Below are 11,520 nucleotides of genomic sequence, written 5' to 3'. Positions count from 1 at the left end.
AGGTCGTCGAATATGCAGACGTGACCGCAAGTCTCGTGGAACGTCGTGATTCTGGCTTGGCCACAAAAGAATGAATGAGCGCGCCATGGCATATATCCACAAATTGCTCCCTCCAGATGGTCGTGGCTAGGCGCTACCGGCTTTGCAGCTCAGTCGTCCTATTCCTCGACTTCGACGATGTTGTGTGTCTCAATAACCCGTTCGGGGGATATGACGTTGCGCTCGCGCTGGCGAACTCACCTCGTTCAACGAGCGAAGCCCGGTATGACTGCGACATCGACCCGTGGCTGAGACTATTTGATGCCAAAGCTATCGCGCTTCTGGGTTCGCTGCATGAGGAATTTTTGCCGAAATACGTGCTCTCGACTTCGTGGTGGTGGCTGATGGACGACAACTCATTGAAGGAAGCGCTGGTCCGCGGTGGACTCCGCTTTGTTGCCGACAATATGCATCCAGATTCGGCTACGCCCAAAGCAACTCGACCGGACCTTCGTTGGACGGAAATTAGCAACTGGCTCGACGCCCACCCTGAGTTTTGTGACGCATGGGTAGTGCTCGACGACGAACTATCGGGGACAGGCCTGTGCATTGCGCAGCCTGAGGAGCGGCAGCCGTTCATCGTCCTATGCACCGAAGGCGTAGGCCTCATCGAGATTGAATACAGGAAGCTCCGCATCGCGTTCTCGTTGAGGGCCGGCCAACGCGAACTGCCTGAAGAGAGGTCCGTCCGATGACTGTGCCGAGTGAACGCACCCGAGCTGTGGTCGAAACACGGAAGTTCCTTTGCCTCCTCGCCCGCAGCCGGATGGCGCAGGAGTCACCCGCTGCACTTCAGAGATACGCCGAGGCGCTACTACGTTCACTATCCCAGCAACAGCGACATGCACCTCACGTCCTCCGCATTTCCTGCCTGGTGGTCATACCCCGGTGAAGGAGTGGCATGACAAGCAGCACGAACGCAGAGCCTCCCATGACGAAATTGTCAGAAGATGCGGCAGCCTGGGCGCCAGCGGGGAGTGTTCAGAGGTATCTCGGAAAGGCCCCGAAAGGGCGTGGAGAGCTCATCCTGTGGCTGGACTACGACGGCGTCGTCCACTGCGAGTCAGTCTATTGGTCGCCGAAGCGCGGTCCATTTTTCAAGGCTGAGGGATACACCTTGTTCGAGCATGCGCCGCTGCTTGCCGAAGTTCTCGAACCATATCCATCGGTTCGTATCGTGCTCAGCACGAGTTGGGTGCGGCTGTACTCGTGTGATAAGGCGGCGAAGCGGCTTCCCGACGCGCTGCGTGCGCGGGTCATTGGCGCAACGTTTCACACCGAAATGAATGAGGGCGCCTTCCTCGCGCAGTCTCGTGGTCAACAGGTAGCGGCTGACATTCGACGTCGGCAGCCGCGCGATTGGCTCGCCCTAGACGACACAGACGAGGGTTGGCCTGAGTGGTGTCGTGGCAGGTTCATCCGGACTCATGAGGAACTTGGCATCAGCGAGCCGAGCGTATTGGACGAGCTCAAACGGAAGCTTGCGCTCCTGAACGGGAAGGGTCTCGGATTCGAAACGAGTTGATAGCAATGGCTGATGGTCGAACATGAGTCATCGGGTTACGTCTTTGTGTTTGTCTTGTGCCGTCCGACATGAGCAACGATGGCTGATTTTTCTTCTCTGTCCCACGCCCAATGGACGGAGAGGCAAGAGTCCGCCTGCTTCGCACCAATGGTGATGTGTGGAGAGATGTCGATATCTCGCCCCTTGTAGCTTGCGACGTACTCGCCGCCCCATTTTCCCTTGGACGTCTGGGATACATCGTCGGCATACTCAAAGCCACGCTTCTTGAACAGTTGTCGAATCGACCCTACAGACTTTCCAGTCTCGATGCTGTTCGCCCAAATTGCTGCGACTTCGTCAATCGCCATGAGGGCCTGAACTGCTCGGTCTGGGTGGCGAAATGGGGACTGCGATGCTGTCGAATAGGCGGAGTCCAGGAATGCGATGTGTGTGGTTCGCTGGGAGGCCCACTTGACGGCATCTTCTACAGTTCTCGGAGACTCACTCTCTTCTGCGTCGCCCTCCGAATCCAGCCCGGCTCGGGCCTGAGAGACTGTTCCCGAACGGCCCGCGTGTGCAGCAAGTGCAATTGCGTTCCCTCTGAGCGTCTCGTTTTCTCGTAAGAGGTCGGCGTGCGCGCGCTGTAGCTCTTCGAGCTGGGTCTCGACTGCTACCAAGTCCTCCAGCAATTCGTCTGCAGAAGAAGGGCTGTTGGCGCGACTCGCTTCCCTCTGCTCGCGAGCAGCTGATTGTCGAAAGCGAGAGGTTGCTGCGGGCTCGACATATCGAAACGCCGCAGCGTCGAACACCATGCCGACAAGGTCGGCGAGGGTTCTATCAGCAACTTGTACGTCCCGGAACTGCCAAGGCATCCACAGCGGGTGCAAGTATGGGTCCGCCTCAGACGAAAAGTGAGGCCAGTACAAGCGTACAGCGCCGGCGAAACATGACAGCGGCTTTGACAGGACTTCGGTCAGGCGGAATGCGGCCCACTTGTCAGACAATTCATAGACCTTTGCCACCCCGGCGAGCCGCTCCGCTAAACCCGACGTATCGATGGGAGGGTGGTCGTCAGAGGGTCTTCTGGACACGACGACAATTGGGAACGGGCGCGCTTGGTCTGTCAGCTCAGATACCAGCGCCTCGATTTCCTCAGCGCCAATCACCTCAGGGCTCACGTTGTAGGGATGGTTTGCTATGCGGACTGAACGAAGTCGCGAGATGTCTCGAATCACGCGCGGTGAACCCAGCTTGAAGTTCGCCGGCGCGAACAGAAGTTGGAGACCGGTGACGGCCAAATCGAGTGAAAGGATGAGCCCGCTCGGCGTGTTGAGGAGAGCAATCGATACCACCCAGCCAAGGCTGGCGTCGTATTGGTCCGGGTACTCCCAGCGGATGTCAACGAGCCCAACTTGTGGTTCGCCGGTAGACGAGTGATGATGAATGGAAAGCCTATGACCTTCCGCCGGTTCGAGCACGAGGTCGCCGGATGCCAAATTTCCCCGCACTTCGACGGAAAGCCTCTGCCGCCTATACCAATCGTGAATCCACCTGCCGACATAGTCTAGAGCGATGGAAACATCCGACGATTCACCGACTTCAAGGGCGGTAGCGTAGACCGTTCGCATGACAAAAATTCCTCCTATGCGGACAATATTTCGCGCCGCTTGATGCTGCCTAGGTGTTCTGAAGCTGAAGGACTTTTCTTCCCTATAGCTCAGTTCTTACGTTGCCGTGAACGTGCCCAACGATGCGAATGCATATCCATGGACACCGCTTTTCCGTACCCTTGCCAGAGCGAGCTACAGCTCATTCAGGGCATGCACCCTCGCAGTTCGGTCGCCGGGTGGGTGTGCGGTCTCGTGCCGAGGTAGGCCGCCATAAGAGTCGCGGCGCCGAGGATGGAAAGAAACGAGGCCTCACTGATTGCTAGAGTCTATCGATTGAATGCTCCGAAAGTTCGGCGACCAGCTTGCCATTGGACTCTAGCCAGCGCGAAAGCAGTCTCGGTCGAGGGGGATGGGAAAAGTCGACGGGTGTGACGTAGTTCCGCTCTTGACCGATTACCGCCCTCCGGAACCTCGGCGAAGATGCCCCGGCTCGCGGCCTCATTGCTGGGTACCGAAGTTATGCCCCGCTCATCCCGGAACGCTTGCTGTATGTTCGCTGATAGGCTAACATATGTTAGATTTGTGTAAGCCTATAAGCTAACAAATGAATCCAAATTTCAACCTTCTTCGCCTGCAACAGGTGGACGAATCGTTGAACCGATATCGCCGAATTCGAGGCACGCAAATTCCGCCTGATGGCTGGTTGCGTGTGGTTCGCGAGGCGTTGGGTCTGACTGTTCGCCAGCAAGCCGCTCGCTTGGGAATTGCTGCGGCCACCTTGCACAAGTGCGAGCGGTCAGAGGTGGACGAGCGAATTTCGTTGGCGCAGCTGCGCAAGCTTGCCGAAGGCTTGGACTGTGAATTGGTCTACGGCCTAGTGCCTCGCAAGCCACTGACCGAAGTGATTCAAGAGCGGGTCACAGGAATTGCCCGGTTGGAATCACAGGAACTCGCACATTCCATGCAACTGGAAGACCAGCGTCCTGGTGAGCGCCATCTCCGTCGGCAGGTAGAAGAGCGTCGCGCAGAACTGCTCGCGGGGAAGTGGTCGGACTTTTGGCGGTAGCTTGCAGAAGGCCGTGGCGACCAAGACCGTTTTCCACCTTGGCGAACTCGCAGTCGACTTTCCTTGCCCGTGCTCCGAAACCAGACGGACGAGCGTGGACAAGATGACGCGCTCGACCAAGCGCGATGGTACCCAGAGGGGTCGGCATCGACAGCGCCACGAGCCATAGGTCCAGCAAGTCGATGAAGCTGACAACGTGTCGTGTGCGTCGTTCTTTTCATGTGACTCATCGCCCTGTGGGAGCGCGTGGCTGTGATGCTCAATGGTCGGACGAGGACCTACGCGCCGGCTTAACCTCAACTTGGTGAGCTTTGGCGCTATTTGTGTCTATCCGGCGGACTTGCGGCGAGACCAGGCTTTCGACCGCCGCTCGTGACTCAGCTTTCGAGGCATCCCTTCGAGCTCCGCCACTGCCTCGACGAGCCTTGTGCTACGGGCCGAGCTACTCCTACAGGCAATGGCTCGCGGAAAGGAGCGGCGCCTCGCGGAGTCATACGAGGATGCTGCTATGGAAAAGAGATGGTGCTCGGCCTGCGGAGAGACTTTCGAGCCGAGGCCCCAGTCCCCGCGTCAAGCCTACTGCAAAAAAGAAGAGTGCCAGCGTGCCCGCAAGCGCCTGTGGCAACGTGCCAAGCGAAGGACGGATGATGACGACTATCACCAGAATCAGCTCGAGGCCCAGAAGGCTTGGCGGGAAAAGCATCCTGATTACTGGCGAAACTACCGGCAAGCACATCCCGAGTACACCGCTGAAAACCGCAGCCGGCAGCACAGCCGAAACGAACAGCGCTCTGGCGCATCCCAGAGGATTGCAAAGAGCGACGCGTCCTCATCTTGGCCACCGCCGTCCGGGCTCTTCAAACTCGTTGAGATAGGGCGAGAACAAATGGCTCCAGGGCGTTCTTGGACGGTCCGACTTACGCTGGTTTCCGCCGTCACGTAGCGTGCGGGTGATTGCAAAGAGAGGACTTAATCGATATCGGGACGAGGACCTGATAACTTGGCGGCTTATGCGTGTGGCGCACGATGAAGCGAAGACTGCATCAGCAGCTCATCATCTGCGCAGCTTCGCCAAGCGCGGCGATGCTGGTCGTAGCAACACAGTGGCAGCAGGAGAAGACGCGACATGGACACAACGTCGTCTGCCAGTGGTCACCCGCCGATTCTCGCGGCGGAGTACGTTCGCATGTCGACGGAGCACCAGCAGTATTCGACTCAGAACCAGGTTGACCGCATTCGCGAGTACGCCGCGCAAAGAGGCATCGAGGTCGTTCGAACATACGCGGATGAAGGCAAGAGCGGATTGCGCATCGTTGGACGATTGGCCCTGCAACGCCTCATCAAAGACGTCGAATCAGGCCAAGCGAACTTCTCGATTGTTTTGGTCTACGACGTCAGCCGGTGGGGCCGCTTTCAAGACGCTGATGAGAGCGCCTACTACGAGTACATCTGCAAGCGTGCCGGCATCCAGGTTGCCTACTGCGCAGAGCAGTTTGAGAACGACGGCTCTCCGGTTTCGACGATTGTCAAAGGCGTCAAGCGCGCGATGGCTGGTGAGTACAGTCGGGAGTTGTCCGCGAAGGTCTTCGCGGGCCAATGTCGCCTGATTGAGAAGGGATTCCGCCAAGGTGGGCCCGCAGGATTTGGGTTGCGGCGACTTCTAATCGACCAAAGCGGTGCGCCCAAGGCTGAGCTATCCAGAGGGGAGCACAAGAGCCTGCAGACCGACCGCGTGGTTCTTATCCCCGGCCCGGAGCCGGAAGTTCTTCTTGTGAGGCAAATCTACAGATGGTTTGTCAACGATGGCCTCTCCGAGGCCAACATCGCCGCGCGTCTGAATGCATCTGGCATCAGAGGAGAGCACGGGCGCGAATGGTCGAGGGCGACCGTTCACGAAATTCTTATCAACGAGAAGTACATCGGTAGCAACGTCTACAACCGGATTTCCTTCAAGCTGCGCAAGTTGCGGGTGGTCAACCCCAGCGAAATGTGGATTCGGAAGGAGGATGCGTTTCCGCCTCTCGTGGGAAAGGAGGAGTTCTACACTGCCCAGGGAATCATCCGCGCCCGCTCTCGTCGCTTCTCGGATGAAGAGCTCATCGACCGGCTGCGACATCTGTACCGCGAGCGGCAGGCGCTCTCCGGCCTTCTCATCAATTCAACCGAGGGCATGCCGTCGTCGTCGGTCTACGCCCACCGCTTTGGGAGTCTTGTCAGGGCCTACCAGCTCGTTGGCTACACGCCTTTCCGTGACTTCCAGTACATCGAAATCAATCGGCTCTTAAGGCGGCTGCATCCCACAATCGTCAAGGAGACAGTAGACCGGATGGATGCTCTGGGCGGCAAGGTGCGGCATGCTCCCCAGACGGACCTTCTCTGGGTGAACGATGAGTTCAGCGTATCCCTGGTGCTGGCGCGCTGTCAGCGCCGAGAGTCGGGCCACCTCTTCTGGAAGATTCGGTTCGATACCAGCCTTGAGCCCGACCTGACGGTAGCGGTGCGTTTGGCTCCCGAGAATAAGGTGGCTTTGGACTACTACCTGCTGCCGCGCCTCGACATCGTGGTCCCTCGCATCAACTTGGGAGAGCGCAACCCCGTTGAGCTAGAGAACTTTCGCTTTGAGAACCTCGACTACTTGTATGGAATGGCGGCGCGCACCCGGCTGAGGAGAGCCGCATGAGCAGCGGACTGCCACTTCCCGAACTTCGGATGATTCCGCTCGACCGAATCGATGTGCTCAATCCCCGAGAGCGAAATCAGCGAAAGTTTGATGTCATCGTGGACAACATCGGTGCGGTCGGGCTGAAGAAGCCGGTGACGGTGACGCCTCGGCCGAGCGACGATGGCGCCGAGCGCTATATGTTGGTCTGCGGCGAAGGGCGCCTTAAGGCGTTTTTGCGTCTCGGCGAGACGCGAATCCCTGCTCTAGTCGTGACCGTGTCGGATGAGGACGCCTTCGTGATGAGTTTGGCTGAAAACATTGCTAGGCGGCGTCATCAACCGCTGGAGCTGCTGCGCGGTATTACCCTTCTGCGCGACAGAGGGTGCTCCGCAAAGGATATCTCTCGAAAAACAGACCTCCACGAAAGCTATGTCCGTCAGATTCTCGAGCTCGCGGACAAGGGAGAGGAACGCCTCTTGGTCGCGGTTGAACGCGGGAAAATCCCAATCACTGTGGCCATTCTCATCGTTGGCGCCGGCGACGACGACAAGTCGATACAAATGGCCATGCAGGAGTCCTATGAATCTGGCGAACTACGCGGTCCGCAGCTGATGTACGCAAAGAAGCTCGTGGAGCGGCGTCAGTTCCTCGGGCGTACGGTCGCTCGAGCTCCGCCTCGCCGGCGAACCGAGGTGAGCAGTTCCAGCCTCGTGCGCGCGTATCAGAAGGAGGTCGAGAGGCAACGCATGATGGTTCGCAAATCCTCGCTCGTACAGCAGAGGCTGTTCTTCATCCTCGGTGCGCTGCGAAAGATGTGCGCGGACGAAAATCTTGTGAACCTCTTAAGGGTCGAAGGGCTTGACACGCTTCCCAAGTACTTGGCTGAGCGTATCGTCCGTCTCGGAGGCGCGTTGTGACGACAGTCGCGCTGGGATTCCTGCCGAAGCCAATGATGATTCCAGTGGAGAGCCTGCTGCCATCGACCAAGTTGGATGCACGGCTGGTTTCCTCGCACAAGTACCGACAAATTCGGGAATCGATTCTGGAAATCGGGTTGATTGAGCCGCTTTCGGTGTCGGCCGTGGACCGCAAGAACGGGCAGCACCTTGTGCTGGACGGGCATTTGCGGCTCCACGTCATGAAGGAGATTGGTCTAGTAGAAGTTCCGTGCCTGGTGGCAACCGACGACGAGTCCTTTACTTACAACAATCGGGTCAGTCGGCTATCTACGATTCAAGAGCATCTGATGATTCGTCGGGCCATCGACCGAGGCATTTCAGCCGGCAAGCTTGCCAAGGGTCTCTGCATAGACGTGAGCCTTCTGCAGAAGAAGAGCACTTTGCTGGATGGAATCTGCGCGGAAGTGGTGGAAATCCTGAAGGACCGGAACTTCTCCACAGAGCTTTCCCCGGTGCTTCGACGTATGAAGCCTACACGCCAGGTCGAGTGTGCGGAGCTGATGGTCGCGGCGAACAGCGTCACTACAAGCTATGCGCGCGCACTGTTGGCGGCTACGCCGCCCGAGATGCTGGTGGCCGGCAAGAAGCCGTTGGGAGTTGCTGCCTTGTCACAGGAGCAGTTGGTTCGCATGGAGAACGAGATGTCCAACGTGCTTGCTCAGTACAAGGTTGCGGAGCAATCTCACGGGGAAGAGATGCTCAACTTGATGTTGGCCAGAGGCTACATCATGAAGTTGATGGACAACCCCCGGGTGATGCGGTATCTGCAGGGCAACTATGCGGAAATTCTCGAAGAATTCTCGAAGATTATCCAGATGACGTCGATTGATGCCTAGGCGACACGATGGCTACCTACGACGAGGCCGAAGCCCGTGACTCGCTACTGCTCAGACCGCGGGCACGACCACCGCCTCCCGACCTTGTCGTCAGCAGACTGCAAATGAACGTCAATTGCTTCGCGGAACCTGAACGGCCGGGTTCGCCGCGAGACACCGGTCGTCGAGGCGCGCCATTTAAGCTTGGCGTAGCATTCATCGCTAGTGAGTGGTCGCTTCAGTGTGCGTTCGGCTGGCAATATCTTCGCGCAACCCGTGCCGAGCCGGGTCGCCGCGCCCTAGCGAGCGGCGACTACGGCCAATTACGTGGGGCCACCATAATTGGACTTCGTCGCCGTAATTGCTGGTGGACGGCCGCTTCGAGCCCCCTGGCGACCGACCGACGCGCGGCCGCAGGTCATAGTGGTAGCCGACCGTCCACGCGACCGGCATTGACGCGTGTCCTAGGTGTGGCTGCACCGCAACTTTCGCGTCGGCCGTTGCCCGGTTTCAGGTAAGCCGCGATGGCGACCTGGCGTCAGCGAGTTCTGCGCCATTTATGCGTCTGAGGAACGGTAAGCAACAGTGTTTCCTCGTTTCTTGGTCGATGACGCCGGGCAACCTGTAGGTGTGCCGCTCAGTAAGCAACCCGCGCCAGGGGGCCGACGTCGCTCTCCGTGGCGACTAGCCTTTGCGGCGGTCGGGTAAGCGACTAAGTTTTGGGCTCACATGCGCGTGCGGCGGCCCAGCCAACTCAAATCGGCAACGGGTCGATCCAGAGGTGATCGGGCTCGAGCCCATTTCGCCTGCGCTCCGCCATGGCCTCATAGGCGGCCTCGATGTGGCGCGCGAAGCGCGGCGTGTCGAAGAGCGGCATCCGGTCGCGCTCCATGCGCAAGCGATCGCGCAGGCCTGCCAGTTCCTTCGGGTTGTTGGCGAGTCTCCGTGCCGCCGCCTCGTAGTCGGTCACGTTGTGCGTGACCAGTTCAGCCAGGCCGGCCGCATGCAGCAGGCTGGACGCCACGCGTGCAGGGAAGGTGCCTCCTGCCAAAGTCAGCACCGGCAGGCCAGCCCAGAGTGCATCGCTGCAGGTGGTGTGCGCATTGCAGTGGAAGGTATCGAGGAACAGGTCGGCATGGGCGTGGCGCGCCAGGTGATCGGCCAGGGGCGCTCGGCTGGCCCAGACGATGCGCTCGGACGCCACGCCGCGCGCCTGCGCCGCGGTGGCGATCTCGGACTGCATGCGCTCGCTGCCCGCCAGCAGCCACAGCACGCTGGAAGGCACATCGCGCAGCAGGCGCATCCAGACGTCGAATACGTCGGGCGTGAGCTTGAAGCTGTTGTTGAAACAGGCAAAGACGAAGCCTTGAGCCGGAAGGCCCATGGCTTCGCGGGAAGGCACGCTTTCTGCGATTCGCTTGGTGTTGTCGTTCGCCTGGTAGCTTTCGGGCAGTCGCACCACTTTCTCGGTGTAGAACGCCTCCTCGCCGCTGCGTATCAGGCGCGGATCGGCGATGAGGTAGTCCACGTAGGTGCACCCCATCGTGCCGGGGAAGCCGAGGTAGTTGACCTGCAGCGGCGCCGCGCGACGGGCGAAGATGCCGGCACGAAAACCCTGTGTGAAGCCGTTGAGATCGACTGCGATATCGATGCCCGCCTCACGTGCCATGTCGGCGATCTCGGCGTCGCTGTGATCGCCGACCTCGATGAAATGATCGAAGGCCTCGCTGACCCGGCGACCCAGTTCGTCGCCTTCGCCGCGGTCGAGCGAATAGCCGAACCACTCGAACCGCGTGTGGTCGTGGCACTCGAAAAGCCGGACCATGAGTTGCGATGTCGCGTGGTTTCGGAAGTCGGAGGAGAAGTAGGCAATGCGAAGCTTGCGGGTGGCGTCACCAGGCGGCGCACTCGCCGCTGCCGACTCGTCGTTGGCGCGCGCCGGATACCTGCTCTCGGCGAAGGTTCGCGCGCAGGCCTGCAGCGTCGCAGCATCCGCCGGTGTTCCCATCAACGAGAACGGGGTCGCGACGCGTTCGCCCTGACCGACCCGCGCCAACAACCCCTGAGTGTCGCGTTCCCAGTCCTGCCAGATGCACTCGTGCATGCGCAGATGCAGCAGGTGGCCGGGCAGGTAGTCGCTGTCCGGAGCCACTTTCGCCAACGCCTCGTAGGCGGTCAGCGCCTCCGGATAGCGCCGCAGCGCGAGCAGGCTGGTGGCGTGATCCTCCAGAACGGCGACGTTGCCGGGGTCCAGGGCCAGCGCGCGATCGTAGCTCTGCAGCGCTTCGAGCCCGCGGCCGAGGCGAGTGAGTACCGAGCCGCGATCGCTCCAGGCGGCGGCACGATCCGGTTCCAGCGTCAGGGCGCTGTCGTAACAAGCCAGCGCTTCGTTGAAATGCTCCAAACCGGTCAAGGCATTCGCGAGGTTGTGCAACAGCAATGGCGAACGCGGATTCTTGCGCTCGGCGCGGCGAAACGCGGCCACGGCGCGTTCGTCCTCGTGCAAAGCGGCATAGGCGACACCGAGTTCGTGCAGCGCTTCGAAGTAGTCGCCGCCTGCTTTGAGCGAGCGTTCGAATGAAGTTGTCGCCTCGCGCGCCCGGCCGCTCTGGAGCTGCACACGACCGAGATAGAACAAGCACTCCGGCGAGCACTTGGACAGCTTCGCGGCCTTCGTCAGGTATTCCTCGCAAGCCTCCGTCTCGCCGCGGTTGCCGCAAATGTAGGCCAGCAGTTCGTAAGCCTTGGACGGAGGGTTCGGCTTGGCCACGATCTGGCGCAGCAACGGTTCTGCGCTCTTGATTTGGCCGGCGCGGAAGTAGCGCTCGGCCCATGCGATCTGGACGTCCATGGGGTCGCGAGTCT

General features: G+C 59.8%; 9 protein-coding genes. 7 read left to right on the top strand and 2 right to left on the bottom strand.

Translation table 11 applies throughout. From position 1 onward, the window contains the following. Positions 1-74 precede the first annotated feature (74 nt). The 3 genes from QTI68_RS19675 to QTI68_RS19670 are packed head-to-tail and all read left to right on the top strand — an operon-like array spanning position 75 to position 1,564. Complete coding sequence (locus tag QTI68_RS19675) at positions 75-734, top strand: HAD domain-containing protein (RefSeq protein ID WP_286523721.1); 660 nt, start codon at positions 75-77, stop codon at positions 732-734. Continuing rightward, positions 731-931, top strand: a complete 201-nt coding sequence (locus QTI68_RS40170; RefSeq protein ID WP_353506436.1) for a BPSL0761 family protein — start codon at positions 731-733, stop codon at positions 929-931. The genes QTI68_RS19675 and QTI68_RS40170 overlap by 4 nt, the downstream gene beginning before the upstream one ends. A gap of 39 nt (positions 932-970) precedes the next feature. After that, the gene (locus QTI68_RS19670; RefSeq protein WP_286523720.1) at positions 971-1,564 is read left to right on the top strand and encodes an HAD domain-containing protein; all 594 of its coding nucleotides are present in this window, start codon (positions 971-973) and stop codon (positions 1,562-1,564) included. Positions 1,565-1,599: 35 nt separating this feature from the next. On the opposite strand, the gene QTI68_RS19665 is transcribed toward QTI68_RS19670, so the two are convergent. Then, entirely contained in the window at positions 1,600-3,171 is a 1,572-nt protein-coding gene (locus tag QTI68_RS19665; protein ID WP_286523718.1) for a hypothetical protein, read from the bottom strand. A 586-nt stretch (positions 3,172-3,757) separates the two neighbouring features. Between QTI68_RS19665 and QTI68_RS19660 the strand changes: the two genes are divergently transcribed. The 4 genes from QTI68_RS19660 to QTI68_RS19645 all read left to right on the top strand — a co-directional run bounded on the left by QTI68_RS19660 (position 3,758) and on the right by QTI68_RS19645 (position 8,676). After that, positions 3,758-4,219: a mobile mystery protein A gene (locus tag QTI68_RS19660; RefSeq protein ID WP_286523716.1), complete on the top strand. Its 462-nt coding sequence runs from the start codon at positions 3,758-3,760 to the stop codon at positions 4,217-4,219. Positions 4,220-5,345: 1,126 nt separating this feature from the next. Next, positions 5,346-6,899 carry a recombinase family protein gene (locus QTI68_RS19655; protein ID WP_286523715.1) on the top strand — a complete coding sequence of 518 codons (1,554 nt, stop codon included), beginning with the start codon at positions 5,346-5,348 and terminating at the stop codon, positions 6,897-6,899. Further along, positions 6,896-7,798: a plasmid partitioning protein RepB C-terminal domain-containing protein gene (locus QTI68_RS19650; RefSeq protein WP_286523714.1), complete on the top strand. Its 903-nt coding sequence runs from the start codon at positions 6,896-6,898 to the stop codon at positions 7,796-7,798. The genes QTI68_RS19655 and QTI68_RS19650 overlap by 4 nt, the downstream gene beginning before the upstream one ends. Next, positions 7,795-8,676, top strand: coding sequence for a plasmid partitioning protein RepB C-terminal domain-containing protein (locus tag QTI68_RS19645; RefSeq protein ID WP_286523712.1), 882 nt, complete (start codon positions 7,795-7,797; stop codon positions 8,674-8,676). The genes QTI68_RS19650 and QTI68_RS19645 overlap by 4 nt, the downstream gene beginning before the upstream one ends. A gap of 733 nt (positions 8,677-9,409) precedes the next feature. On the opposite strand, the gene QTI68_RS19640 is transcribed toward QTI68_RS19645, so the two are convergent. Then, complete coding sequence (locus QTI68_RS19640; RefSeq protein ID WP_286523710.1) at positions 9,410-11,506, bottom strand: O-linked N-acetylglucosamine transferase family protein; 2,097 nt, start codon at positions 11,504-11,506, stop codon at positions 9,410-9,412. Between the last annotated feature and the right edge of the window lie 14 nt (positions 11,507-11,520).

Source organism: Variovorax sp. J31P207 (genome assembly GCF_030316965.1).
GTDB lineage: Bacteria > Pseudomonadota > Gammaproteobacteria > Burkholderiales > Burkholderiaceae_C > Variovorax > Variovorax ginsengisoli_B.
The sequence above is the reverse complement of the archived record's forward strand: the minus strand, read 5'-3'. Positions and strand labels throughout refer to the sequence as shown.